Origin of the sequence: Streptomyces collinus (assembly GCF_031348265.1) — a bacterium.
In the GTDB taxonomy this organism is placed as follows: Bacteria; Actinomycetota; Actinomycetes; order Streptomycetales; family Streptomycetaceae; genus Streptomyces; species Streptomyces collinus.
Genome location: NZ_CP133771.1, coordinates 3,104,448 through 3,130,324, shown reverse-complemented (window position 1 = coordinate 3,130,324; position 25,877 = coordinate 3,104,448). Strand labels below are relative to the sequence as shown.

Sequence of the window (25,877 nt, the reverse complement as noted above, 5' to 3'; positions counted from 1 at the left end):
GTGTCGGCCCGGTGCGTCGCCGCACTCGGGCGAGGGAGGGTTCGCGATGAACGAGACGATGGTCTGCGCGGTCGGCAGGGTGGCGACGCAGCCGGTGTACCGGGAGATGGCGTCCGGCCCGTCGGCGAGGTTCCGGCTGGCGGTCACCGCGCGCTACTGGGACCGCGAGAAGAACACGTGGACGGACGGGCACACCAATTTCTTCACGGTGTGGGCCAACCGCCAGCTGGCCACGAACACGGCGGCATCGCTGACGGTCGGCGAGCCCGTGATCGTGCAGGGCAGGCTGAAGGTGCGGACCGACGTACGCGAGGGGCAGAGCTGGACGTCGGCGGACATCGACGCCGTGTCGATCGGACACGATCTGGCCTGGGGCACCTCGGCCTTCAGGCGCGCCGGCAAGGCGGAGACGGCGCCTGCGCCGACCCATCCGGAGCCCAACTGGGAGACATCGCCCAATGGTTCGGCGGAACCAGCGGAGCCCGCCGACCAACGTCGGCCGGAGTCAGCCGTATTGACGTAGCGTCAAATCACCCAACCGCGGCCGTCCGCCCGAACTACGCCTTATCGCCCGGTGCGCACCGAACGGTCAAGGGTGGATTTGTCGATAAGCCCTGCCCACCAGGGATCTTGGCGATAACGATTCCGAGTCGGATCACTCGTCCGACCGTCTGACCGGCGGGCGGGGTCCCCCGCGTCCCTAGGATGCCGGACATGGTTCTCGGGTCTCTTGTGTCCTGTGAGGCCTCTGATTCTGCTGGTGGGACCGTCCCCCCACGTCAACGGTCCTGCTCGAAGGGGAATTCGGTGTTTGCTTCGTTCTCTGAGGTGTTCGTACGCAGGCGAGCGGCGACTCGTCTCGCCACCGCGACAGTGGTGTCCGGGCTCGTCGCCGCGGGCGGTCTGGCCGGTGCCGGCCGGGCCGTCGCCGACGAGACGACACAGAGACAGGGCGGAGCGGCCGCGACGATAGGCGGCCTCAAGACGTACGGCGCGGCAGTGATACACGCCGGCACGGGCGACCAGGAGATCTCGGCGGGCCTGTTCGAGATGTCCGTCGACGGCGGCGGCATGCTGCAGACGTACTGCGTCGACCTCCACAACCCCACGCAGCGGGACGCCAAGTACCACGAGACGCCCTGGAGCGGCACGTCCCTGGGCACCAACAAGGACGCCGGCAAGATCCGCTGGATTCTGCAGAACTCCTACCCGCAGGTGAACGACCTCGCGACGCTGGCGCGGAAGGCGGGCGTGCGTGGTGCGCTGACCGAGCAGGACGCGGCGGCCGGCACGCAGGTGGCGATCTGGCGCTACTCGGACGACGTGCCCGTCGACGCCCTCGATCCGCAGGCCGAGCAGCTCGCGGACCACCTGGAGAAGAGCGCCCGCGATCTGCCCGAACCCCGGGCCTCGCTCACCCTGGAGCCGCCCGCCGTATCCGGCCGGCCGGGGGAGCGGATCGGACCGGTGACCGTGCGCACCAACGCCGGCAGCGCGACGGTCACCCCGCCCGCGGACGCCGCCACGAGCGGGGTGCAGGTCGTCGACAAGCAGGGCAAGGCCGTCACCACCACGTCCGACGGCGGGCAGGTGTACTTCGACGTGCCCGAGGACGCGGCAGCCGGTACGGCGGACCTGACCGTGCAGGCCTCGACGACCGTGCCGGTCGGCCGGGCCTTCGCCTCCGAGAACCGCAGCCAGACCCAGATCCTGGCCGGCTCCAGCGAGTCGACGGTGTCCGCGACGGCCGGGGCCACCTGGGCGAAGCAGGGCCCGGTCCCGGCGCTGTCGGCGGCGGAGAACTGCGCCGAGGGCGGTGTCGACATCATCGCGTCCAACCAGGGCGACGAGCCGTTCACCTTCGAACTGGCCGGTCTGGAGCACACCATCGCCGCCGGCGAGACCCGCACGGTGACGGTGCCGCTCCAGGAGGACCAGGCCTACGACTTCACGATCCACGGCCCGGGCGGCTTCGAGAAGCGCTTCACCGGCATGCTGGACTGCCGGACGCGCGGCAGCGACACCGGCACCACCACCCAGACCCTCAGCGAACCGAGCCCCGCGACGGTGGGCGGCACCGCCACGGACACCAACCTCGCCGAAACGGGCAGCTCGGAGATAACCCCCGTGATCGTCGGCGTCGCCATCGGCCTGGTCCTGATCGGCGGGACGACGCTGGTCGTGCTGCGGCGCAGGGAGGCCACGGCGGGGGAGTGACCCGGCCGGGCGGCACCGCCCGGGCCACTCTCGTCAGCCGTCAGCCGTCAGCCGTCAGCGGCCGGCGAGGAGTTCGAGGGTGTCGATCACGCGGTTCGAGAAGCCCCACTCGTTGTCGTACCAGGCGACCACCTTGATGTGGCGGCCGTCGACGCGGGTGAGGGCGGAGTCGAAGATCGACGAGGCCGGGTTGCCCGTGATGTCGGCGGACACGAGCGGGTCCTCGGAGTACTCGAGGACGCCGGCGAGCGGGCCCTCCGCCGCGGCGCGGTAGGCCGCCAGCACGTCGTCGCGCGTCACGTCACGGGCGACGGTCGTGTTGAGTTCGACGATCGAGCCGACCGGAACCGGCACGCGGATCGAGTCGCCCGACAGCTTGCCGTCGAGGTTCGGCAGCACGAGACCGATCGCCTTGGCGGCGCCCGTCGTGGTCGGCACGATGTTGACGGCGGCGGCGCGGGCGCGACGGGCGTCGCGGTGCGGACCGTCCTGCAGGTTCTGCTCCTGCGTGTAGGCGTGCACCGTCGTCATGAAGCCGTGCTCGATGCCCGCCAGTTCGTCGAGCACCGCGGCCAGCGGCGCGAGCGCGTTGGTCGTGCACGAGGCGTTCGAGACGACCGTGTGCACGTCCGGGTCGTACGCGTCGGTGTTGACCCCGAACGCGAGCGTGACGTCGGCGCCGTCCGACGGCGCACTGACGAGTACCTTCTTCGCGCCGGCGTCGAGGTGGGCACGGGCGGCCTTGGCCGAGGTGAAGCGGCCGGTGGCTTCGAGGACGATGTCGACGCCGAGTTCGGCCCAGGGCAGCTGCGCCGGCTCGCGCTCGGCGAGCACCTTGATGCGGCGGCCGTCGACGACGAGGGTGTCCCCGTCGGCGGACACCGGGCGGCCGAGCCGGCCGGCCGTCGTGTCGTAGGCGAGCAGCCGGGCGAGGGTGGCGGGCTCCGTGAGGTCGTTGACGGCGACGATGTCGAGGGCGCTGTCACGTTCGAGCAGTGCGCGCAGCACATTGCGTCCGATGCGGCCGAATCCGTTGATTGCGATGCGCGTCATGAGTGGTGTTGTCCCTTCGGGTCTCTCCGGTTCGTCACCAGCGTCGCGGCAGGCATCCGCCCGGGACAGCGGCGGGATCGCCACGGTTCAAAAGGATCGCGCCACGGGCCACGTGCGCCACGGGACGGCGGGCTACTCGCCCCGGGCGAAGGTGCGCCGGTACTCGCTCGGCGTGGTGCCGAGGATGCGCTGGAAGTGCAGCCGCAGATTCGCACCGGTGCCCAGACCGACGTCGGCGGCGATCTGCTCCACGCCCCGTTCCGAACGCTCCAGCAGCTCACGGGCCACGTCGATTCGGGCGCGCATGACCCACTGCATGGGCGTGTACCCCGTGTCCTCGACGAAGCGCCGCGACAACGTACGGGGCGAGACCGCCGCGTGCCGTGCGAGCACGTCGAGGGTGAGGGGCTTGCCGAGGCGGTGCAGCGCCCACTCGCGGGTGGCGGCGAACCGCTCGCCGAGCGGCTCGGGCACGCTGCGCGGCACGTACTGCGCTTGGCCGCCGCTGCGATAGGGGGCCGCGACCAGACGCCGGGCCGCGTGGTTCGACGCGGCCACTCCGAGGTCGCCGCGCAGGATGTGCAGGCACAGGTCGATGCCCGAGGCGGCGCCCGCCGACGTCAGCACGCTGCCCTCGTCGACGAAAAGGACGTCCTCGTCGATCCGGACGAGCGGGTGCTTCGCCGCGAGCGCCCGTGAGTAGTGCCAGTGCGTCGTGGCGCGTCTGCCGTCGAGCAGGCCCGTGGCGGCGAGCGCGAAGGCACCCGTAGAGATGGCGGCGAGCCGCGCGCCCCGGGCGTGGGCCGCGATCAGCGCGTCGACGACGGCCTGCGGCGGGTCGTCGCGGTCCGGGAACCGGTAGCCGGGGATGAAGATGATGTCGGCCCACGCCAGCGCGTCGAGCCCGTGCGCGACGTCGTACGACAGACCGTCGCCGCCGGTCACGAGCCCGGGTGCCGCCCCGCACACGCGCACCTCGTACGGCATGCTGGCGCGGGTCGTGAACACCTGTGCGGGAATGCCGACGTCGAGCGGTTTCGCCCCCACGAGCACGAGGACGGCGACGCGATGCAGGCGGGAGGACGGCACGGGGACAGCGTACGAGGGAGTACGTGACTCCCACACGGATCCCCACCCCGCCCGCCCAGCCACATCTCACGAATCCCCAGGCCGCGGCAGCGCTTCGGGAGTGTCCGCGTCTGTCGAGCGGTGCGAGCCGTCAGCCCTGTCACTCAGGTAGCGAGGGCGACCCGGCCCGATGCAGGGGCGGCCCGCAGGGGATCACCCCTGGGCCGTCCCCAGGCCGTGCGAGGCTGCCCGAGGTCGACCATAGGCGACCCACAGTGACAGTCGCCCGGCAGCAGGCATCCGAGAAATGCCAGGTCAGCCGCCCCCGGCCATACGCGTTTCCACCCAGGGGTGGCGGTACGGCAAGATGGGGTGTATCTGCCCACTGCCAGTTTCAAGCTGCCGGACGGTTTCTCTTGGCTGAGTTCATTTACACCATGCGCAAGGCGCGCAAAGCGCACGGCGACAAGGTGATCCTCGACGACGTGACGACCAGCTTCCTGCCGGGGGCGAAGATCGGCGTCGTCGGCCCGAACGGCGCCGGCAAGTCGACGATCCTGAAGATCATGGCCGGCATCGAGCAGCCGTCCAACGGTGACGCCTTCCTCACGCCCGGTTACACGGTCGGCATCCTGCTCCAGGAGCCCCCGCTGACCGAGGACAAGACCGTCCTGGAGAACGTCCAGGAGGGCGTCGCCGGGATCAAGGGCAAGCTCGACCGGTTCAACGAGATCGCCGAGCAGATGGCGACCGACTACACCGACGCGCTCATGGAGGAGATGGGCAAGCTCCAGGAGGACCTCGACCACGCCAACGCGTGGGACCTGGACGCCCAGCTGGAGCAGGCCATGGACGCCCTGGGCTGCCCGCCCGGCGACTGGCCCGTCACCAACCTGTCCGGTGGTGAGCGCCGCCGCGTCGCGCTGTGCAAGCTGCTGCTGGAGCAGCCCGACCTGCTGCTGCTCGACGAGCCCACCAACCACCTCGACGCCGAGTCGGTGAACTGGCTGGAGCAGCACCTGGCCAAGTACCCGGGCACCGTCGTCGCGGTCACCCACGACCGGTACTTCCTCGACAACGTCGCCCAGTGGATCTGCGAGGTCGACCGCGGTCGCCTCTACCCCTACGAGGGCAACTACTCCAAGTACCTGGAGACCAAGGCCGCCCGCCTCAAGGTCGAGGGCCAGAAGGACGCCAAGCGGCAGAAGCGGCTCAAGGAAGAGCTGGAGTGGGTGCGGTCCAACGCCAAGGGGCGTCAGGCCAAGTCCAAGGCGCGTCTGGCCCGCTACGAGGAGATGGCCGCCGAGGCCGACAAGATGCGGAAGCTGGACTTCGAGGAGATCCAGATCCCGCCGGGCCCGCGTCTGGGCAACGTCGTCGTCGAGGTCAGCAACCTCAGCAAGGGCTTCGGCGACAAGCTGCTCATCGACGACCTCAGCTTCACGCTGCCGCGCAACGGCATCGTCGGCATCATCGGCCCGAACGGCGCCGGCAAGACCACCCTGTTCAAGATGATCCAGGGCATCGAGGAGCCGGACTCCGGCGCCATCAAGGTCGGCGACACGGTCAAGATCTCCTACGTCGACCAGAGCCGCGAGAACATCGACCCGAAGAAGTCGCTGTGGGCCGTTGTCAGCGATGAGCTGGACTACATCAACGTCGGCCAGGTCGAGATGCCGTCCCGCGCCTATGTGTCGGCCTTCGGGTTCAAGGGTCCGGACCAGCAGAAGCCGGCGGGCGTGCTCTCCGGCGGTGAGCGCAACCGTCTGAACCTTGCGCTCACCCTCAAGCAGGGCGGCAACCTGCTGCTCCTCGACGAGCCGACCAACGACCTCGACGTCGAGACCCTCTCCAGCCTGGAGAACGCGCTCCTGGAGTTCCCGGGTGCGGCCGTGGTCGTCTCCCACGACCGGTGGTTCCTGGACCGGGTCGCCACGCACATCCTCGCCTACGAGGGCGAGTCCAAGTGGTTCTGGTTCGAGGGCAACTTCGAGTCGTACGAGAAGAACAAGGTCGAGCGACTCGGTCCGGACGCCGCCCGTCCGCACCGCGCCACCTACAAGAAGCTGACCCGGGGCTGATCGATCTTGCGGCACATCTACCGCTGCCCGCTGCGCTGGGCGGACATGGACGCGTACGGCCACGTCAACAACGTGGTGTTCCTCCGCTACCTGGAGGAAGCCCGTATCGACTTCCTGTTCCGCCCGGAGAAGGACTTCAAGCAGGGGTCCGTGGTGGCACGCCATGAGATCGACTACAAGCGGCAGCTCGTCCACCGGCACCACCCGGTGGACATCGAGCTGTGGGTCACGGAGATCAGGGCCGCCTCCTTCACCCTCACCTACGAGGTGAAGGACGACGACCAGGTCTACGTGCGGGCCTCGACGGTGATCGTGCCGTTCGACTTCGAGGCCCAGCGCCCGCGCCGGATCACCGCCGAGGAACGGGAGTTCCTCAGCGAGTACACGGATGACGCCGAGGAGGGGGCCGTCGCGGCATGACGGTGCTCCACCTCGCCGACGAGGGGGAGGCGGCGGATCTCGCGGCCTTCCTCTCCCGGCTGCTCCGCTACGACCGTGGGGCCGCGGTGCGTCTGCAGGCAGCGGGCACCGCACTGGCCGTCTTCGGACGGCCCCCGTCCTTCGAGGTGCTGGCCGTGCGGGCGGTGCGGCTGGCGAAGCCGTACGAGAAGGGCCTTGAGGTCACGCTGGACGTGACCGTGTCCGCCGGTGAGTTCCTGGAGACGGTGGACGAGAACGCCGGCACGGCCGTCGTGCCGGGCGCGGTGACCGGGCCGCCGTGGGCGGGTGTGCTGCCGCCGCGCGGCGGCTGGCGCAGCGAGCCGGGGCTGCCGGCGCCGGACGCCCTGCGGTCCCTCGTCGCCGCCGTCGTCGCCGAGTTCCGTTCCCGTACGCAGGAGTTGTCCTCCGAGCAGCGGACGCGGGCCGAACTCGACCGGATCGGACGCGACATCTGGTCCCGTACGGTCGGGGACACCCGGCTGCCCGTGCGGGCCGTGCACGCGGCGCAGTCCCTCGGCTTCCTGCGGCCCGGGGTGCCGCTCGGGCTGTTCTCGTCGGGCGCGTGGCTGAGGCTGCGCACGCCGTACGGGTCCATCGCCGTACGACGTGCCGGGCTCGGGGCGCTGGACGTCAGCGTCCGCTGACCTGGCCCTCGACGGCCGTCAGCCCTCGGTGTTGACCATCGAGGCCGCCGCGTACGTCAGGTACTTCCACAGCGTGTGCTCGTGCTCCTCGGACAGCCCGAGCTCGTCGACGGCGACCCGCATGTGCTTCAGCCACGCGTCGTGCGCCGCACGGTCGACCGCGAAGGGCGCGTGCCGCATCCGCAGCCGCGGGTGGCCGCGGTTGTCGCTGTACGTCGTGGGGCCGCCCCAGTACTGGATGAGGAACAGCACGAGGCGCTCCTCGGCCGGGCCCAGGTCCTCCTCGGGGTACATGGGCCGCAGCAGCGGGTCCTCGGCGACTCCCTCGTAGAAGCGGTGGACGAGCCGACGGAAGGTCTCCTCCCCGCCGACCTGCTCGTAGAAGGTCTGCTCCTGAAGTGTGCCGCGCCGAATCTCATTCACGCGCTCCATGGTCTCAGACGCTCCGGCATAGGACTCAAGACCTAGGACCCTGCCGCTGTTGTCAGGGTCCTGCCCCTACTGTGGAGACATGGGCGGTTACGCACCCGGCAGGGAGCTCGACGATCTCGCCGCCGCCGCGCGGGAGGCGCTGGTGCGGCGGATCGGGGCGAGCGGGGCCTGGGACGCCGACCCGGGCTGGCGGGAGGCCTTCGCGGCGGTACCGCGGCACCTCTTCGTGCCGTACTACTACGTCGGCGTCGCGGGCGGCTACGAACGCCGCTGGGGAGAGAGCACCGACCCCGGAGCGCGTGAGCGGTGGATGCGGGGCGCCTACGAGGACACCCCGCTGGCCACCCGGCTGCGCGACGGCGAGCTGGTGTCCTCCAGCAGCCAGCCGTCCCTGATGGCGGACATGCTGGCCGCGCTGGGTGTCGCGGAGGGCCACACGGTCCTGGAGATCGGCGCCGGCACCGGCTACAACGCGGCGCTGCTGGCCCACCGGCTGGGCGACGACAAGGTCACCACCGTCGACCTCGACCCGGAGATCACCGAGTCGGCCCGCCGGCACCTGGCAGCCGCCGGGTACCACCCGGTCGTCGTCACCGGCGACGGCGCCCGGGGAGTGCCGGAGCGCGCGCCGTTCGACCGGATCATCGCCACCTGCGCCCTGGGCGGCGTCCCGCCCGCCTGGGTCGCCCAGAGCCGCCCCGGCGGCCGGATCCTCGTGCCGCTCGCCACCGGCCTGATCATGCTGACGGTGACGGGCGCCGGGCTCGCCGAGGGACGCTTCCTGCACACGCCCGCCTACTTCGTGCCGCTGCGCGGCGCCGGCCGGCCCGGGGGCGAGCCGGTCCAGCTGGGCGGGGTGCCGCACCGGGCCCGGGAGGACGACCTGTTCCGTTTCCTGCTGGCCCTGACCCGCGGCAGCCTCGACCCGCAGGAGGCGCACGCGTTGTGGGAGCAGGAGGGCAGGCCGCAGCGCGAGCGCTACGGCATCACCGTCAGCGGCGAGAGGCAGTGGGCCTGGCTGGACGACCCGGAGGGGCCGTACGCCTGGCCCCTCCCGTCGTGACGCGGCTGCCCGGGCGGGGGTTCAGCCGCGGCGGATCGTGATGGTCGTCCAGGCGCCCACGTGCACCCGGTCGCCGTCCTGCAGCGGTACGGGGACGAAGGGCTGGATCGGCTCGTCCGAGCCGTTGACCGTCGTGCCGTTCGTCGAGTTCTGGTCGACGACCGCCCAGCTGCCGTCCGGCTGCTGCACCAGCACCGCGTGCTGGTGCGAGACGCCCGGGTCCTCCGGCGGCGTCGACAGGTCGATGTCGGGGGTGTCGCCGGTGGAATGCCGGCGGCGCCCGATCGTGAGCTGGTTGCCGGTGAGCGTGCGCTGCTGCTCGGGCGAGTACGCGGGCAGGTTCAGGCCCGTGGCCTCGGGGCCGGAGCGCTGCATCATCGCCATGAAGTAGTCGCGGTCCGGGCCGATGGTCGCCGTCCACGTCGCGGGCCCCTGCGGTGCCTGGGGCTGCTGCGGGAAGCCGCCGGGTCCGGGCGGGGCCTGCGTCGCGCCGGGCTGCGGGTAGCCGTAGCCGCCCTGTCCGGGGCCGCCCTGGCCGCCCGGGCCGGACGTCGGCGGGGAGATCACCCAGTCGTCGTCACCGCCGCCGAAGGACGGACCGCCCTGCTGCGGGGGCCGCTGGGTCTCCTGCGGGAATCCGGGCGGGGCCTGCGGGCCGGACTGGTGGAACGCCTGCGGAGCACCGGGACCGCCGGGTCCGGGCGGGGGCGGGACCGGCCGCGAGGGGTCGGCACCGAAGCCGCCGGGACCGCCGGGACCTCCCGGACCACCGGGACCACCGGGACCGCCCGGGCCGCCGAAGCCGCCGGGACCACCCGGGCCGCCGGGGCCGGGCGAGGTCGGGGCACCGCCGGGCTGCGGGTAGCCGTAGCCACCGCCCTGGGGGCCACCGGGGCCGGGGCCACCGGGGCCACCGGGGCCACCGGGGCCGGGGCGGCCGGACGGGTCGCCGCCGAACGGAGGGATCGGCTCGGCGGGGCGGTTCACCTGCGACGGGCGGGAGCCCTGGTACTCGTAGGAGTCACCGCCGCCGTACGACGGGCCGGGCGGGCCCTGCCGGCCCGGTGGCTGGAAACGCACGCCGGGGCCGGGCGGCGGGGCCGCGGGGGTGTACGACGTCGCCGTGTTCGTCAGGAAGTTCCACCGGCACTCCTCGCAGAACGGGGCGCCGCCCTCACGCGGCGTACGGCACTGCGGGCAGAGCTCCGGTTCGGCGTTCGGTACGGCGGACAGGTGCGGCGGGCGTCCGCCGGGCTGGCCGCCGGGGCCCTGCGGGCCGCCCTGGCCGGGCGGGGGCGGGAAGCCGTAGCCGCCGGGCGGGGGCGGCGGGGGAGGAGGCGGAGGCACGGCACCCGCCATGCGGTGACCGCAGACCTCGCACCAGTCGTCGGAACCCGACTGGTGTCCGTTCGGGCAGGTCGGCATGTCGGCGCGTCCCTCCTTCGATCTCTTCTAGGTCACTTCTTCACGCGAACGGTCTTGGTGGAACGGGTTTCGAGCGTCATCTCGTCAGCCTCCGCGACCTTCGCCTTCAGTCGCACAGTACCGGTCGCGGCATCGACCACGTCCACCACCTTCGCAAGCAGTTTCGCAGTATCCGCGTTTCCGGAGGCACTGGCGAGCTGAACGGCCCGGCCCAGTTTGGCCGTTGCTCCGTCCATATCTCCGGACTTACGAAGATCCAGACCTTGTTGGATGACTTGTGCCAGTTCGGCCTGCCCGGTGTAGTGGGCGACCTGAGGGTTGATCGACGTCGAGGCGGCCATGTCGTCCGTCCACACGGCCCGCACCAGACCCTGCGCGCCGAGGTTCTGGACGCTGCCGTCGGGCTGCGGAATGACCAGGGAGATCCGGCCCGCCAGCATCTCCTGCCCGATGTTCGCGACCGGGACTTCGATGCAGACGTGGTAGTCACGCGACTCATCTCCCCAGGAACCAAGGGGGTAGTCGCCGGCGCGCGGACTCGCCTCGGTGCGCCGGCCGGTCAGGTCCTCGACCGTCGGTGCGACCTGCTTGACGAACCTCACGGTCGTGTCGACGGGGGTCCACAGCCGCAGCGAGACGTCCGCGACCTCCTTGCCCATCGCCGTCTCCATCATCCGCGTGAAGTCCGCGGCGAGCGCGGCCGGATCGGCGACGATGTCGGCGGTGCCGAGCAGGGCGGAGGCGATCCCTGTGACTTCTTTCACTTCCCAGTCGGTGCCCACGCCGCGCGCGTCACACGTGAAGCGCCCGGCGCAGGCGTCGAGCGCGGCCTTCAGGTCCTGGGGTGACTCGTGCTCGTTGCGGCCGTCGGTGAGCAGGATGCCGTGCCGGATCGCGACGTCGGCGGAGGACAGCAGGCGGTCGGCCAGTTTCAGCCAGGTGCCGATGGCCGTGCCGCCGCCGGCGCTGAGCGAGCGCAGCGCCTGCTTGGCCTGCTCGCGGGTGGTGGCGTCGGCGACCGCGACGCGCCCGCCGCCCGGGTAGACCTCCTTCGCCACGTGGGTCCCGCCGATCACCGCGAAGTGCACGCCGTCGCGCAGGGTGTCGATCGCCGCGGCCGTGGCGTCGCGGGCGTTGCGCATCTTGGTCGGCGGGTAGTCCATCGAACCCGAGCAGTCGACCATGATCGCCACGGCCGCGGACGGGCCCTGGCCGGGCGCGTAGAGGTGGGGCGCCGCGACCGCGGTGCCGATGGTGCCGCCGCCCGTCGCCGTCACCGTGACGATGGCGTTGACCTCGCCGGCGCCCTCCGGCAGGTACTCGTTCTGGTAGACGTCCACCGAGAACTGGGGCACGTTCGACTTCGAGAAATTGGCCATGCCTGCTTCGATCCCCCTCCAAAGCCCCCGCCGCGGCGAGGTGATGACGGTAGGCGGACCGGTCCCCTCCGGTCCGCCGAGGCGTCCCCGTACGTGGCCTCAGGCCGATCCTGCCCCCTGGGGCACGGCCGGGAACGGCACGAGCGCCACTGTTACGTTGTCGTGGCCCCCGCCGTCCAGGGCGTGGCCGACGAGCACCCGGGCGCTGTGCAGCGGTTGCGTGGCCGCGTCGAGCGGGACGACGCGGGCCATCTCCTCGGCCGCCTCCGCGTAGTTCCACAGGCCGTCGGTGCAGACCACCACCACACCGGGGCGGTCCGGCTTGAACGCGGCGGTGTGCGGTTCCAGTTCGTAGGCGTCCGCGCCGAGCCAGCCGGTGATCGCGTGGGCGCGCTCGTCGGCGTAGGCCTCGGCCTCGTTCATCAGGCCCGCGGCGACCATCTGCGCGGCCCAGGAGTCGTCCTCGGTGAGCCGGGCGGGGGGAGCGCTCCGGTCGACCGGCACCCAGTAGGCGCGGCTGTCGCCGACCCAGCCGACGATCAGCAGGCCCGACGTCACCACGGCGCCGACGATGGTGCAGGCGGGGGCGTTCTGGTGTGGGGCCTGCTCCAGGGCCGTGGCGGGCTCCGCGGCGAGCGAGTTGACGGCGCGCGAGGCGGCGAGGATCGCGTCGTGCATCGCCTGCTGCGGGTGCGTGCCGCGCGGCAGGGCCGCCAGCAGCGTCTCGCCCGCCGCCTTGGACGCCGCCGCGGAGGCGTCGTCGGGGCGGGTCGCCGAGGAGACGCCGTCGCAGACGATCGCGACGGAGGCGGGGGAGCCGTCGGGCAGCGTGGTGGTGCCGATGGCGAACGCGTCCTCGTTGCGGTGGTGGCGCAGACCGCGGTCGCTGACCGCGGCCAGGGGGCCGGACTCCTGCTCCATGTGGTCCCGTTCGCGCGGCTGGGCGTGGCCGCAGTTCTCGCAGTAGCCGTCGTCGTCCACGCGGCCGGCCCGGCAGGCGACGCAGACCTTGCCGCCGGCGCCCGCGGCCTGGGCCGCCGGCTCGGCGGACACCCGTGGGTCCGGTGCCTGGAGGAGGTACTCGTCGGGCTGTGTCTGGTAGATCTCCGGCGCCACCGCAGCCCCGTCGGGCTGCCGCGGCCGGTCGAAGCGCACGCCCGCGGCCGCGGCCGGCGGGGCACTCGGTGGCGGGGGCGCCTGAGGCGGCAGGGCCGAGCCGCCCGAGTCCGTGCCCGGCAGGTCCGTCGACAGGTGCACCGCCTCCGGGGCTCCCGTGCCGTCCGGCCCGGGGGCGGGCCAGGCCGCGCCGGCGGGGGGCGCCGACGGGGGCTCGGGATACTCGCCGGCCGGAGCGCCCTGTCCGGGCACCGAGCCGTTCATGGTGATGGTCGGGTTGTCCTGCGGCCGTTCCGGCACGGCGGACAGGTCATATCCGCACGCGCCGCAGAAACGGTCACCCGATTCGAGGGGTTCCTCGCAACTCGGGCAGGCGGACAACTGGGGCATCTGCGACATCAACTACACCCACGTCCGGGGGCGGTAACGATTGGCACGTTCCACCAGGTCGATCCTCTCCTCGCCGCCCCGCGCCAGCCGGGCCAGCGTGCGGTACGAGCGTTCCAGGCCGAAACGCAGGCCCCGCTCGTCCAGGCCGCTGCCGAGCAGCGTCCGTCCCCCGGCGGCGGGAGGGGCGGAACCCTGGCCCCCGGAGAGTACCCAGTCCAGCGCGCAACCGAGGACTTCGGCCGACAACTGTTCCCGCCGCGCCGGATCCAGACCGTACGCCTCCAGCGCCTCGACCTGCGCGGCGGCCGCCGTCAGATCCCCCAGGAACGCCGCGTCGGAGGCGCTCGCCGTGCGCTGCCGCAGCCGCGCCCGCACGGCCGCCACCCGGGCGGCCGTGTAGTGGATGGAGGACTCCGGGACCGACTCCAGCGTCCGTACGGCACCGAGCCGGTCCCCGGTCGCCAGCTGGACGCGGGCCAGGCCGAACGCGGCGCTCACGTAGCTCGGGTCGGTCGACCACACCAGCCGGTAGTACTCGGCGGCGTTGTCGAGCTGCCCCAGCACCTCCGCGCACAGGCCCAGTGCCAGCTTGGGCGCGATCTCACCCGGGAAGGCGTCGTAGATCGCGTCGAAGGCCAGCGCGGCGCCCTCGTCGTCGCCCGTGACCAGCGCGGCCACGCCCCGGTACCAGACCACCCGCCAGTCGTCGGGCCGCTCGCCCTCCAGCGCGACCAGCGCCTGCAGTGCGGCGGCCGGATCACCGGTCTCCAGCCAGGCCCGGATCTGCCGCAGCCGGGTCTCGATCGACGGGGCCGGCGCGGCGGCCAGGGCGCCGAGCAGTTCCGCGGGCGCCGAGGTCATCAGGCCCGCCAGGAAACCGGCGTTGGGGTCGGTCGGGTCGACGCGCGGGACGGGCAGGGCGAACGCGGCGGAGGGGGTGTCGACGGGCTTGACGAGGCTGTGTGCGGGCCCCGGCCGCTGCGGATCGGGCAGGGCGGCGGGAGCACCGGCACGAGCCCCGCTCCGCCGCACCACCCGGGCCCCCAGACGGGACACCTCGCCGTCCAGTCTCGGGAACAACTCCGTGTCCGTCACCCGAAGTTCCGGCCCGAACAGTGTCGAAAGGGCCGGGCGGGCGCGGCCCGTCTGGAGGGAGACGACCTCCCGCAGTACACCCGTCAGCTGCTCGGTCATCTCCTGCGCGGACGCGAACCGGCGGGCCGGGTCGGGGTCGGTGGCACGGACCAAGAGCCGGTAGAACGACTCGTACTGCCGGAACACCTCGATGTGGTCCGGGTCGGGCAGGGAGTCGGCGTAGACGTTCGTGTAGCCCTGGAAGTCGAAGGTCAGAACGGCCAGGGTGCGGGCGACGGTGAACAGGTCGCTCGCCACCGACGGGCCCGCCTCCGCCACCTCCGGGGCCTGGTAGCCGACCGTGCCGTAGATGGCCGACTCCTCGTCGTCCATCCTGCGCACCGCGCCCATGTCGATCAGCTTCAGCTGGTCCTCGGTCTGGATCGCGTTGTCGACCTTGAAGTCGCAGTACAGCAGGTTCCGGCTGTGCAGGTGCCCGAGCGCCTCCAGCGCCTCGATGCCGTAAGCGCACGCCTGCTCCACCGGCAGCGGGTCGCGCCTGCCCTGGGCGGTGCGGCGGGCGTTGGCGATCTCCTTGAGGGACTTGCCGCCGACGTACTCCATGACGATGTAGCCGTCGAGCGAACCCGTGCGCTGGTCCAGGTGTTCCACGAAGTTGTAGATCCGCACGATGTTGGCGTGCTCGATCTCCGCGAGGAAGCGCCGCTCGGAGATCGCCGCCGCCATCGCGTCCTGGTCGCCCGTGTCCAGCAGGCCCTTGAGGACCACCCAGCGGTCCGAGACCGCCCGGTCGACGGCGAGGTAGATCCAGCCCAGCCCGCCGTGCGCCAGGCAGCCGACCACCTCGTACTGGCCGTGCACCACGTCCCCGGCCTTGAGCTTCGGCACGAAGGAGTACGGATGGCCGCACTTGGTGCAGAAGCCCTCCGTGCGGCCCGGACGGTCGCCGCGCGCCCGGCCCACCGGGGCGCCGCAGTCGGAGCGCGAGCAGAACCGCTTCCGCTCGGGCACCTCGGGGTTGTCCAGGACCATCTCGCGCGGGTCGGGCCGCGGGATCGGCGGCACCTGCACCAGACCGGCGCCCAGCCGGCCCCGGGACCCGGAACCGGCGGTCGAACCGGAGCTGCGCACCGACACCGAGCGGCCCGTCGACTTGCCCGACAGGGACCGCGACAGGCGCCCCGACACCGAGCGGCGCGACTTCGACGACTGCGACGACGTCCGCGAACTGCGGCCGCTGGAGCGGGAACTGCCGCTGCCCGCGGACCCGCGGGAGCCGCCCCTGCCGCCGGCGGTCACGCCGGTGGGGGGCGAAGCGACCATGCCGTCCCCGGAGGGGGGACCCCCGGCCGCGACGACCGGGGCCAGACCGCAGGTGTCGCAGTACAGCTCGCCCCCGCCCACGTCCTCGTACGTACCGTCGCAGGCGGGACGCTGGCAGGTGCGTGGCTGCGCGCCGGGCGGCTCCTGCGGTGCCTGACTCATGGACTCCCCCTCGTCGCTCACGCGCCCGGCCCCCTCCGGTCGTCCTCGGGCACACCCTGCTCCGGCACCCTGGGGCCGCCGAACAGCTCCGCCGCCGCGTGCTGGTAGCGCAGCACCGCCTGCTCGGCCGCGCGCAGGTCGCACGGGGCGCTCCACAGCATGCGGCGCGCCTTCTCGTACCGCTCCACCAGCAGCGTGTCCTCGGCGAAGCCGTGCCGGGCGACCTTCGCCTTGTACGCGTCCAGCCGGCCGCGCAGCTCGGCGCGGACCGCCAGCGGGGCGGTGACCGCGGTCAATGACTCACGGGCGCGCAGCAGTTCGTCCTCGGCCTTCTGCTCCAGCGACTCCAGCAGCGGGGACAGCCGGTGCCACTGCGCCTGCCTGCGGTACTCCGCGGCCGCCGCCAGCTGCTCCTGCAGGACGGTCGGCGGGCCGCTGACGACCGGCACCTCCGTCGCCGCGATCTTCGCCAGCACCTCGCCGCGTGCCGTGCGCGCCTCGGCCAGCGTGCGGTCCGCGCGGCTGAGGAGGTCCCGCAGCTTCACGATCCGCTTCTCGGCGTCCTGCCGGACGGTCAGTACGGCGTCGATCTCACGGCGTACGTCGTCCAGCGCACGCGCCTCGCGGTCGTACACCGTCGTGTCCGGCCGGCCGCCGCCCGGCGCCGAACTGCCCTCCGCGGCCACCCAGAAGGCCAGCGGGTCCGAGACGACCTGCTCGCGCAGTTTCGTCAGTATCCGCGTGATGCGCTCCAGGTCGTCGCCCGCGGGGTGCTCGCCGGGGCGCACGCCGACCGAGTGCGCCAGCCGCCGGGTGCGCTGGAGTTCCGCCGCGAGCAGGTCGATCCGGGCCGGCAGGGCCGACCAGACCGCGTCCGCGGCGACCACCATGTCCAGGCTCGTCGCGTACAGCTCGTTCATCCGGTCGACGAGGGTGGTGAGCGAGTAGCGCTCGCTGAGTTTCGTCGGACTGCCGTGCAGGGTGGGGGCGTTGGCCGTCGCCGTGGCGCTGCCCGCGACGGTGACCGCGTCGCCGTTCAGCAGTTCCGTCAGCTCCGCCAGGTCCTCGCGGCTGGACCAGCGGCGGCGGGAACGGATGTCGCGGGCGGAGCGCAGCGCGTCGGTGTACGCGTCGAAGTACGTCCACAGCAGCGTGATCGACGCCTCCGTGGCCGTCCAGCGCTCCTGGGTGACGCCGGTGAGCTCGGCGCCCTCCAGGAGTCTGCGGCCCGCGTGGTCCTGCAGGGCGAGGAGCGAGGTCTCGATCGCCTCGTGCTCCGCGCCGAGCCGCGCCAGCGCACGGTCCACCTCGTCCCGGTCCATCACCGGCCCGGTGGGTCCCGTGACGCCCATCGATCACCTCTCGCTGCCGTTGTGTGTCGCGTGTCGTCTGTCGTCTTCTGGTGTGGGGTGCTCGCGGGTTCAGCAGGGTGTCAGCCGGTGGTGCGGAGGTACTGCGGTGCCGGTGGTTCCGACTTCTTCGCATCCTTGCCCAGTGTTGCCGACAGCCAATGGTCGTACGACGCCTGCCAGCCGTTCGCGGTGTCCTTGCGGTAGTCCACCAGGATCTGGTTGACCCGGCGTACCAGGTCGTCCGCGTCCTTCTTCATCGCCACGCCGTAGTACTCGGCAGTGAAGGCGTCGCCCTTGAGCTGGACCGTCGGATCCTGTGCCGCCTGGCTCGCCGCGAGCGCGCCGTCGGTGACGACGGCGTCGACCTCGCCGAGCTGGAGCCGCACCAGGCAGTCGAGTTGGTTCGGCACGGTGGTGGAGATGTCGGTACTGGCCGGGAGGTCGCCGTCCTTCTTGTCCGCCTCCAGGGTGGAGTACGCGGTGGAGCCCGCCGCCGTGCAGATCCTGCGGCCGGCGAGCGTGTCGTCGTACCCCTCGACGGGGGAGGACTTCGGGGCCAGGACCTGCTGGCCCGTCTTGAAGTAGGGCGCGGAGAAGGCGACGTCGGCGATGCGGGCGCAGTTGATCGTCATCGTGCGGACGACCATGTCCACGCGGCCGTCCTTGATGGCCGGGATGCGCTGGTCGGTGGGGATCGCCTTGAACTGCACGGCGTCCGGGTCGCCGAGTATGTCCTCGGCGATGCGGTGGACCAGGTCGATGTCGAAGCCTTCGAGCTCCGCGGTCTTGCCGCTGTTGGGGTTGCGGTAGCCCCAGCGGTAGCTGTTCTGGTCGACGCCGACGATCAGTTTGCGCTTCTCGCCCTCGCGGTTCTTGATCGCCCGGATGGTGTCGCCGTCGGCGGAGGAGGGGGAGAGGGTCTGCTTCTCGGGGGCCTCGCAGTCCTCTTCCGCCGCGGTCCGGGCGGTCTGGGTGGCCGCGGTGGTGTTCTGGGCGGACGTCGTGTCCGTGGTGAGCGGCAGGCAGAGGGCCACCAGCGCCACCAGGGCGCACACGACTGCCATCGCGGTCACTCCGCCCCAGCCCCTGAGCGCGTCTCGCACGGTCGTTCCTCCCTTCGCCTCCGGCCCGTTCACCGGTACTCCGACAGCCTGCGGCCGATGCCCAGGACCGAGCCCGCGGCGCCCAGCACCGCCAGTACGGCCGCGCCGGCCGGCATGCCCGTCAGCGCGTCGCGGCCGTCACCGGCCGCGCGCTTGAACTCCGTCTCCTCGTGCGCCAGTGCCGTGCGCAGGTTCTCGTCGACGCTGTCGAAGCACTCGCCCGTCGCGTCCTTGCTGCCGATGACGCGGTCCAGCGCCTGCTGGTAGTTGCCGTTCTCGTCCTGCTCGCGGGCCGCGGTGTGGCGCTTCTTCCACTCCGTCATGTTGCCCACGGCGGCGGTGACGGGGCGCTCGCCCGAGGTGTCGTCGGCTAGCTTCTCCGCCGCCGCCAGGCGCGCGGCCAGCGCCTTGATGTCCCTGCCGAAGTCGTAGTCGTAGGCGTCGTAGGTCTGTTCGCCGATCTTCTTCGTCTCCGCGCCGCGGGCCACCAGGGTCAGGTTCTCGTTGCCCCGGGCCTTGAGGGAGGCGATGCGCGCGTCGTGCAGGACGTTCAGGGAGCGGACGCCGTGGTCGTAGGAGTCGTCCAGGCCCGCGCGGGCGATGGTGTGGCCGACCACCAGCCAGAGGAGGACGACCGTGGCCGTGACCGTGGCGGTCACCAGGCCGTGGTTCAGGACCCTGTTCGTCCGCTGATAGTTGCGGTGCTGGGCCCACGCGAGGGCGGCCAGGGCGACGACGCCGAGGGCGATGGCCGCCCAGGGGTAGGGCGTGGCGCTCGCGTAGTCCGCGCTGAGGCGCTGGTTCTCCTTCGTGTAGAGGTCCTCCGCCGCCGGGAGCATCTCCTTCTGCATCTTCTCGTTGGCGTAGCGCAGGTAGGCGCCGCCGACGGGGAATCCCTGGCGGTTGTACGTACGGGCGCGCTCCACCAGGCCCTTGTACTCCGGGAGGAGTCTGTTGAGTTCGGCGATCGTCGCCGTGGACGGAGAGCCCGGTTCGGCGTTGGCGGCGGCGTTGACGAGCTTCTCGGCGGCCGTGCGGATGTCCCGCTCGTAGCGGTCGCGGGTGGCGGCCGACTCCTGGCCGCCGGCGAGGAAGCCGCTGGAGGCGGCGGTGTTGGCGTCGGCGAGGGAGCGGTAGATGTCGGCGGCGTCCGAACTGAGGGGCTGGCTGCGGGTGAGGACGTCGTCGGCGGCGGCCGCGCGGTCGGTCATCTGCCAGGCGGTGACGGCGCCGAAGGCGATGACGAGGAGGGCGAGGAGGGCACCGATGATGCGCAGGCGGCCTGGTTCGGTGGTGGCGGCGGCACGGAGCTGGTCGAGGCCCTCGGCGAAGGCGGTGCGGCGGGGTGCCGCCGGGGGCGCCTCGGGGGCCGGGGTGTTCTCGGGGGGCCGGGCCGGGGGCGCCGCCTGTGCCGGAACCGCCGGCAGGACGGGCAGGCCCGGGCCTGGTGGTGGCGGGCTGCTCTTCGGCGTGTACGTCACTGTGACCTCCCCCATGGTCATCCGTCGCCGCAAGTATCGCTGCCGGGACTGACATCCGCACCGGCCTTGCCTCGATCTTGATCGGATCGCAGCGTGGAGCGCGGCTCGCGCCCCCTTGCACCACCCCTCGCACCACCCCTTGTTCAGGAACACGTACGGGGAGGTTGTTCGGTTCCCGTGGGTGGGGTGCGTGCCTGCCTTTGCCTTTCGCCGGGTGGGGGGGCGCGCGCTTTCGCCTTCTCGCCGGTGGTGGGTCGGGGCCGCGCCGGGGGGTGTCCGTCCTCGGAACGGCGCGATGGGGTCGGACGCCGACTGACTGTTCGTTGACGCGCCAACCGCTGCGGGCGGACACCCCCCGACACGGCCCCTTCTCGCCGTACGCGGGTGCGGGTCGTCCCAGCTGCGGGCATGCGTGCCGCTAAGGGCGGCACGGGTGGGCGCAGCGGCACCCCGCTACGCCGGGCTGCGGACCCACCCCGCTCAGCGGCAACCGCCCTTGCGATCACACGCCGTAGTACCTCCGCAACCGCCCCTGCGCCCCCTCGCGCGTGCCCACTCTGTCCAGGCCCAGCAGCGCCGCCCCCAGCACCGGGCTCGCCGTCACCACCTGGGGGACCGCCTTGGGGGCGCGTTCCGTGAGCAAGTGGGCGATGCGGTCGTTCAGTTGGGGATGACGGGCCGCCAGGACGCCGCCGCCCAGGAGGACCGGGGTCTCCTCGGACAGGAGGTCCAGGCGGGTCAGGGCGACGACGGCCATGGCGGCAACCTCTTCGGCCTGGCGTTCCACGATGGTCCGGGCGACCGGGTCACCGCCGGAGGCCGTCGCGAAGAGGACCGGGGTCAGCTCGTGGCGTCGGAGCGGCGGGATGTGCTCCAGGTGCAGGGCCTCGATCAGGGCGTACATGGTGGGCAGGCCGAAGTGGGCGGGGAGGGTGCGGGCGAGGGCGGTGGGGGCGCCGCGGCCGTCCTCCGCCCGGGCGGCGTGCCAGAGGGCCTCCTCGGACAGGCCCCAGCCGCCGCCCCAGTCGCCCGAGACCCGGCCGAGGGCAGGGAAGCGGGCGGTGCGGCCGTCGGGGCGCATGCCCACGCAGTTGATGCCCGCGCCGCAGACGACCGCCACGCCGCGGGGTTCGGTGACACCGGCCCGCAGGATCGCGAAGGTGTCGTTGCGGACCGTCACGCTCCTGCCCCACGCGCGTGCTCGCAGCGCCGCGGCCAGTTGCTCCTCCTCGACGGGGAAGTCGGCGTTCGCCAGGCACGCCGAGACCTGGGTGACCGAGGTGAGCCCCGCGGCGGTGAGGGCCTGTGTCACCGTCTCGGCCAGGTCGTCCATCGCCGTGTCCACGCCCACGGCCGGCGGGCGGAAGCCGCCCCCGCGTGCCGTGGCCAGGACCTCTCCGTCGGACGTCACGATCGCGACGTCGGTCTTGCTGTTGCCCGCGTCGATGGCGAGGACGGTCAGGCCCACGCGAGGTGCTCCCGGTTGTGTGCGATCAGCCGGTCGGTGAGCGTCTCGGCGTACGCGTACTGGCCGATGAGGGGGTGGGAGAGGAGGGCGCGGAAGACGCGTTCCCTGCCGCCGTGCAGGGCGGCTTCGAGGGCCAGGTGCTCGTAGGCGGTGACGCCGGCCATCAGGCCCGCGTAGAGGGGGTCGACGGGGTGTACGGGGAGGGGGGTCGCGCCCTGGGCGCCCACGGCCGCCTGGACCTCGATCACCGCGTCGTCGGGGAGGAAGGGGAGCGTGCCCCGGTTGTACGTGTTCACCGCCTGGTACGGCGTGCCGCCGCCGCCCAGCAGGGCCGCAGCCAGGTCCACCGCCGCCTCCGAGTAGAAGGCACCGCCCCGCTTGCCGAGCAGCTCCGGCTTCTCGTCCAGGGCCGGGTCGGCGTACAGGGCCAGCAACTCGCTTTCCATGGCAGCCACTTCGGCCGCCCGGGACGGCTTGGTCCGGAGTTCCCGTACGACCTCGTCGTGCGCGTAGTAGTAGCGCAGGTAGTAGGAGGGGACCACGCCCAGGGTGTCGAGCAGGGGGCGGGGCAGGCGGAGGTCGGCGGCGATCCGCTCGCCGTGTTCGCCGAGCAGCTTCGGCAGGACGTCCTCGCCCTCCGGGCCGCCCAGGCGTACCGCCGTCTCCCAGGTCAGGTGGTTGAGGCCCACGTGGTCCAGGTGGATGTCGGAGGGCGCCGCGGACAGCAGTGCCGCGAACTTGCGCTGCAGGCCGATCGCCACGTTGCACAGGCCCACCGCCTTGTGGCCCGCCTGGAGCAGGGCGCGGGTCACGATGCCCACCGGGTTCGTGAAGTCGATGATCCAGGCCCGGGGGTTGGTGCGGCGGACGCGGTCCGCGATGTCCAGGACGACCGGGACCGTGCGCAGGGCCTTCGCCAGGCCGCCGGCGCCGGTGGTCTCCTGGCCCACGCAGCCGCACTCCAGGGGCCAGGTCTCGTCCTGCAGGCGGGCCGCCTGGCCGCCCACGCGGAGCTGGAGGAGGACCGCGTCCGCGCCGTTCACCGCCTCGTCGAGGTTGCTCGTCGTGGTGATGCGGCCCGTGTGGTCCTGGCGGGCGAAGATGCGGCGGGCCAGGCCGCCCACCAGCTCCAGGCGGTCCTGGGCGGGGTCCATCAGGACCAGTTCCTCGACGGGCAGGGTGTCCCTCAGGCGGGCGAAGCCGTCCACGAGTTCGGGGGTGTAGGTCGAGCCTCCGCCGACCACGGTGAGTTTCACTGAGGGGTCCCTCGCTTCCAGGCGCCCGGGACGACGACCATCGGCCGGGGGTCCGGGGGTTGGCCCCCGGGGAGATGCTGCATGTCTGTCTAACCCTTTACTCCGGTGAGCGTGACGCCCTCGACAAACGCCTTCTGCGCGAAGAAGAACACGAGGATCACGGGGGCCATGACCAGCACCGTGGCGGCCATGGTGAGGTTCCAGTCGGTGTGGTGGGCGCCCTTGAACGACTCCAGGCCGTAGGAGAGCGTCCAGGCGCCCGGGTTCTCCGAGGCGTAGATCTGGGGGCCGAAGTAGTCGTTCCAGGCGTAGAAGAACTGGAAGAGGGCGACGGCGGCTATGCCCGGCTTGGCCATCGGGAGGACGACCTTCAGCAGGGTGCGCAGGTCGCCGCAGCCGTCCACCTTGGCGGCGTCCACGTACTCGTCGGGGATCGTCGTCAGGAACTGGCGCAGCAGGAAGATGGAGAACGCGTCGCCGAACGCCATGGGGATGATCAGCGGCCAGAGGGAGCCGGACAGGTCCAGTTGCTTCGCCCAGAACAGGTACATCGGGATGATGATCACCTGCGGCGGCAGCATCATCATCGAGATGACCAGCATCAGGGCCAGATTGCGGCCCCGGAAGCGGAACTTGGCCAGGGCGTAGGCCACCGGGATCGAGGAGATCACCGTGAGCGCCGTGCCCAGGAACGCGTAGAACAGGGTGTTCCGCCACCAGGTGAGGAAGCCCGGGGTGTCGAAGACCTTTCGGTAGTTGTCCCACTCCCAGGTGTGCGGGATCAGGTCGCGGCTGAGCGCCTGGCTGTCGCTCATGAGGGACGTGAGGAGGACGAAGACGAAGGGGAGGGTGAAGAACAGGGCCGCGGCGATGCCGAGGGAGTGGACGGCGATCCATTCCAGGAGGGATCTGCGGCGGGCCGTGCGTTCCGCGGGGGAAGGCGGCGCCTTCAGCTCCAGGGGTTTGTCGAGTACCTGCGTCATCGTTCACCTGCCTGGATCAGGCCGCCCTTGCGGCGCATCAGAAGTGCCGTGAAGGCCATCGAGAGGGCGAAGAGGACCAGGGCGACCACGCAGGCCGAGCCGTAGTCGAAGCGCTGGAAGCCCAGGTTGTAGACGAGTTGGGGGAGGGTGAGGGTCGACTTGTCGGGGTAGCCGGGCTCGAACAGCGTGCCCGCTCCCTGGATCACACCCGAGGCGACCTTCCCGGCGATCAGGGGCTGCGTGTAGTACTGCATGGTCTGGATCACGCCGGTGACGACCGCGAACACCACGATCGGGGAGATGTTCGGAAGCGTCACGTAGCGGAAGCGCTGCCAGGGCGTCGCGCCGTCCAGTTGCGCCGCCTCGTACTGCTCCTTCGGCACGTCGAGCAGGGCGGCCATGAAGATGACCATCAGGTCGCCGATGCCCCACAGGGCCAGCAGGGTCAGGGCCGGCTTCGACCAGGACGGGTCGTTGAACCAGCCCGGGGCCGGCAGCCCGGTCTTCTCCAGGAGGGAGTTGACCGGGCCGGTGCCGGGGTTGAGGAGGAAGGCGAAGGCCATCGTGGCCGCCACGGGCGGGGCCAGGTACGGCAGGTAGAAGAGGGTGCGGAAGACACCCGTGGCCGTCTTGATCTTGGTGATCAGCAGGCCCACGCCCAGGCCGAAGGCGACCCGGAGCGTGACCATGATGACGACCAGCCACAGGGTGTTGCGCAGGGCGGGCCAGAACAGGGGGTAGTGCTCGAAGACGTACGTCCAGTTCTTCGTGCCGGTCCACACCGGCGGCCTGAAGCCGTCGTACCGCATGAAGGAGAAGTAGACGGTGGAGACGAGGGGGTAGGCGAAGAAGACCGTGAAGCCGATCAGCCAGGGGGAGAGGAAGGCGAGGGTGCGCAGGGTCGAGCGGCGGTGTTTCGCCCGCAGCGTGTAGGTGCTCATCGGCTCGTCGCCTACTTCGCCTGCGCGATGTCCGTGTCGATCTGTGCCGCCGTCTTCTTCAGGCCGGCCTTGAGATCGGTCGCCTTGCCGCTTTCGTAGTCGTAGCCGAACTGCTGGATCGTGGTGAGGTAGACGCCGCCGTTGACGGAGGCGGGAGCGGTGGTGGAGTCCGGGTTCGCGGCGATCTCCAGGAACGTCTTGAAGCGCGGGTCGTACGTCAGCTTCGGGGACTTCAGGGCCGCCAGCGTCGAGGGCACGTTGTGGATGGCGTTGGAGAAGTTCACCACCGCGTCCGTGTTCGTGGTCATGTACTTCACCAGCTCCCAGGCCGCGTTCTGCTTCTTGCTGGTCGCGGCGATACCGGCGATGGTGCCGGTGATGTAGCCCTTGCCGTACTGGTCGGCCTGGTCGTCCGGGACGGGCAGCGGGGCCACGCCGATGTCGAACTTCGGCTTGGCGTCCAGGGCCATGCCCAGGCGCCACTCGCCGTCGAGCTGCATGGCGACCTGGCCGGTGTGGAAGGGGTGCTTGGGGCCCCATTCGTCGCCGAGCCCGGAGCGGTAGGTCTCCAGCTTGCGGTAGCCGCCGAGTGCGTCGACCAGCTTCTTCTGCAGCTTGAACGCGGCCTCGAAGGCCGGGTCCTTCGCGACGTTCGACTTGCCGTCCTTGTCGAAGTACGTGGGGGAGAACTGGCCGAGGTAGTGCTCGGTGGTGGTCTCCCAGCCGTGGTAGTTCGGCATGAACCCGAGCTGCTTGTACGTGTCGCCCTGGGGGATCGTCAGCTTCTCGGCGTCCCGCTCGAATTCCGACCAGGTCTTCGGCGGGGCGGTGATGCCCGCCTTCTTGAACGCCGTCTTGTTGTAGTAGAGGCCGTAGGCGTCGCCGAGGAGGGGGACCGCGCAGCGGTTGCCCTCGAACCGGGTGTACTCGTTCATGGCCTTCGGGAAGGTCTTCCGCGGGTCGATGCCCGACTTCTCGAAGAAGGGGTCGAGATCCACCAGGGCGCCCGAGGAGCAGAACTTCCCGACGCTGTTCGTGGTGAACGACGAGATCACGTCCGGGGCCTTGGCGCCGCCGGTGCGCAGGGCCTGGTTCATCTTGTCGTCCGTCATGTTGCCGACGACATGGACGTGGATGTTGGGGTGCGCCTTCTCGAATCCGGCGACCAGGTCCTTGACGGCCTTCACCTCCGACGGCGCGCTCCAGGCGTGCCAGAAGGTGACGGTCGTCTCCTTGGAGGCGTCGTCGCTCGCGCCGGAGTCCGGCCGGCCGGTGCAGGCCGTGGCGAGGAGCGCGATGGAGGCGGAGGCGGCGAGGGCGATGGTGGTTTTTCTCGATATTCCGGGCATGGCAGGGCTCCCTGAGGCACGGGGGAAGAGGAAGGGAATCGCGGGAGGGGGGTGG

General features: G+C 71.6%; 21 protein-coding genes. 6 read left to right on the top strand and 15 right to left on the bottom strand.

What is annotated here, in order from left to right; genetic code table 11:
* Positions 1-46 precede the first annotated feature (46 nt).
* Together RFN52_RS14080 and RFN52_RS14075 are read left to right on the top strand one after the other, a co-directional pair.
* The gene (locus RFN52_RS14080) at positions 47-523 is read left to right on the top strand and encodes a single-stranded DNA-binding protein (RefSeq protein WP_184846491.1); all 477 of its coding nucleotides are present in this window, start codon (positions 47-49) and stop codon (positions 521-523) included.
* A 284-nt stretch (positions 524-807) separates the two neighbouring features.
* Positions 808-2,217 (top strand): Cys-Gln thioester bond-forming surface protein, encoded by a 1,410-nt coding sequence (locus tag RFN52_RS14075; protein ID WP_184846489.1) that lies wholly within the window; start codon positions 808-810, stop codon positions 2,215-2,217.
* A 54-nt stretch (positions 2,218-2,271) separates the two neighbouring features.
* On the opposite strand, the gene gap is transcribed toward RFN52_RS14075, so the two are convergent.
* Entirely contained in the window at positions 2,272-3,270 is a 999-nt protein-coding gene (gene gap / locus RFN52_RS14070) for a type I glyceraldehyde-3-phosphate dehydrogenase (protein ID WP_184846487.1), read from the bottom strand.
* A gap of 132 nt (positions 3,271-3,402) precedes the next feature.
* A complete protein-coding gene (locus RFN52_RS14065; protein WP_184846486.1) occupies positions 3,403-4,359 on the bottom strand; it encodes a GlxA family transcriptional regulator in 957 nt (318 codons plus the stop codon).
* Positions 4,360-4,754: 395 nt separating this feature from the next.
* Between RFN52_RS14065 and ettA the strand changes: the two genes are divergently transcribed.
* The 3 genes from ettA to RFN52_RS14050 are packed head-to-tail and all read left to right on the top strand — an operon-like array spanning position 4,755 to position 7,504.
* Complete coding sequence (gene ettA, locus RFN52_RS14060) at positions 4,755-6,419, top strand: energy-dependent translational throttle protein EttA (protein ID WP_184846484.1); 1,665 nt, start codon at positions 4,755-4,757, stop codon at positions 6,417-6,419.
* Between the two features lie 6 nt (positions 6,420-6,425).
* Positions 6,426-6,839, top strand: coding sequence for an acyl-CoA thioesterase (locus RFN52_RS14055; protein ID WP_184846482.1), 414 nt, complete (start codon positions 6,426-6,428; stop codon positions 6,837-6,839).
* Complete coding sequence (locus RFN52_RS14050) at positions 6,836-7,504, top strand: DUF8185 domain-containing protein (RefSeq protein WP_184846480.1); 669 nt, start codon at positions 6,836-6,838, stop codon at positions 7,502-7,504. Before RFN52_RS14055 ends, RFN52_RS14050 begins: the two co-directional genes overlap by 4 nt.
* 18 nt (positions 7,505-7,522) lie before the next feature.
* Here the strand turns inward: RFN52_RS14050 and RFN52_RS14045 are convergent, their stop codons facing one another.
* The gene (locus tag RFN52_RS14045) at positions 7,523-7,936 is read right to left on the bottom strand and encodes a globin (RefSeq protein WP_184846478.1); all 414 of its coding nucleotides are present in this window, start codon (positions 7,934-7,936) and stop codon (positions 7,523-7,525) included.
* A gap of 79 nt (positions 7,937-8,015) precedes the next feature.
* Between RFN52_RS14045 and RFN52_RS14040 the strand changes: the two genes are divergently transcribed.
* Entirely contained in the window at positions 8,016-8,999 is a 984-nt protein-coding gene (locus tag RFN52_RS14040; protein ID WP_184846476.1) for a methyltransferase domain-containing protein, read from the top strand.
* 21 nt (positions 9,000-9,020) lie between these two features.
* Here RFN52_RS14040 and RFN52_RS14035 read toward each other — a convergent pair whose 3' ends face one another.
* The 12 genes from RFN52_RS14035 to RFN52_RS13980 all read right to left on the bottom strand — a co-directional run bounded on the left by RFN52_RS14035 (position 9,021) and on the right by RFN52_RS13980 (position 25,822).
* Entirely contained in the window at positions 9,021-10,424 is a 1,404-nt protein-coding gene (locus tag RFN52_RS14035; protein WP_184846475.1) for an FHA domain-containing protein, read from the bottom strand.
* 32 nt (positions 10,425-10,456) lie between these two features.
* Positions 10,457-11,803 carry a vWA domain-containing protein gene (locus tag RFN52_RS14030; RefSeq protein WP_184846473.1) on the bottom strand — a complete coding sequence of 449 codons (1,347 nt, stop codon included), beginning with the start codon at positions 11,801-11,803 and terminating at the stop codon, positions 10,457-10,459.
* A gap of 99 nt (positions 11,804-11,902) precedes the next feature.
* Complete coding sequence (locus tag RFN52_RS14025) at positions 11,903-13,318, bottom strand: PP2C family protein-serine/threonine phosphatase (protein ID WP_184846471.1); 1,416 nt, start codon at positions 13,316-13,318, stop codon at positions 11,903-11,905.
* A gap of 3 nt (positions 13,319-13,321) precedes the next feature.
* Positions 13,322-15,889, bottom strand: coding sequence for a serine/threonine-protein kinase (locus RFN52_RS14020; RefSeq protein WP_184846469.1), 2,568 nt, complete (start codon positions 15,887-15,889; stop codon positions 13,322-13,324).
* 17 nt (positions 15,890-15,906) lie between these two features.
* The gene (locus tag RFN52_RS14015; protein ID WP_184846466.1) at positions 15,907-17,241 is read right to left on the bottom strand and encodes a coiled-coil domain-containing protein; all 1,335 of its coding nucleotides are present in this window, start codon (positions 17,239-17,241) and stop codon (positions 15,907-15,909) included.
* Positions 17,242-17,321: 80 nt separating this feature from the next.
* Positions 17,322-18,305, bottom strand: a complete 984-nt coding sequence (locus RFN52_RS14010) for a glutamate ABC transporter substrate-binding protein (protein ID WP_184853890.1) — start codon at positions 18,303-18,305, stop codon at positions 17,322-17,324.
* Positions 18,306-18,373: 68 nt separating this feature from the next.
* Positions 18,374-19,825: a GlnX family signal transduction membrane protein gene (locus RFN52_RS14005; RefSeq protein ID WP_184846464.1), complete on the bottom strand. Its 1,452-nt coding sequence runs from the start codon at positions 19,823-19,825 to the stop codon at positions 18,374-18,376.
* A 502-nt stretch (positions 19,826-20,327) separates the two neighbouring features.
* A complete protein-coding gene (locus RFN52_RS14000; RefSeq protein ID WP_184846462.1) occupies positions 20,328-21,293 on the bottom strand; it encodes an N-acetylglucosamine kinase in 966 nt (321 codons plus the stop codon).
* A complete protein-coding gene (locus tag RFN52_RS13995) occupies positions 21,284-22,549 on the bottom strand; it encodes a 6-phospho-beta-glucosidase (protein WP_184846460.1) in 1,266 nt (421 codons plus the stop codon). The genes RFN52_RS14000 and RFN52_RS13995 overlap by 10 nt, the downstream gene beginning before the upstream one ends.
* A gap of 89 nt (positions 22,550-22,638) precedes the next feature.
* Positions 22,639-23,532: a carbohydrate ABC transporter permease gene (locus RFN52_RS13990; RefSeq protein ID WP_184846459.1), complete on the bottom strand. Its 894-nt coding sequence runs from the start codon at positions 23,530-23,532 to the stop codon at positions 22,639-22,641.
* A complete protein-coding gene (locus RFN52_RS13985; RefSeq protein WP_184846457.1) occupies positions 23,529-24,473 on the bottom strand; it encodes a carbohydrate ABC transporter permease in 945 nt (314 codons plus the stop codon). Before RFN52_RS13985 ends, RFN52_RS13990 begins: the two co-directional genes overlap by 4 nt.
* Positions 24,474-24,484: 11 nt before the next feature.
* Positions 24,485-25,822, bottom strand: coding sequence for an ABC transporter substrate-binding protein (locus RFN52_RS13980; protein WP_184846455.1), 1,338 nt, complete (start codon positions 25,820-25,822; stop codon positions 24,485-24,487).
* Positions 25,823-25,877 lie beyond the last annotated feature (55 nt).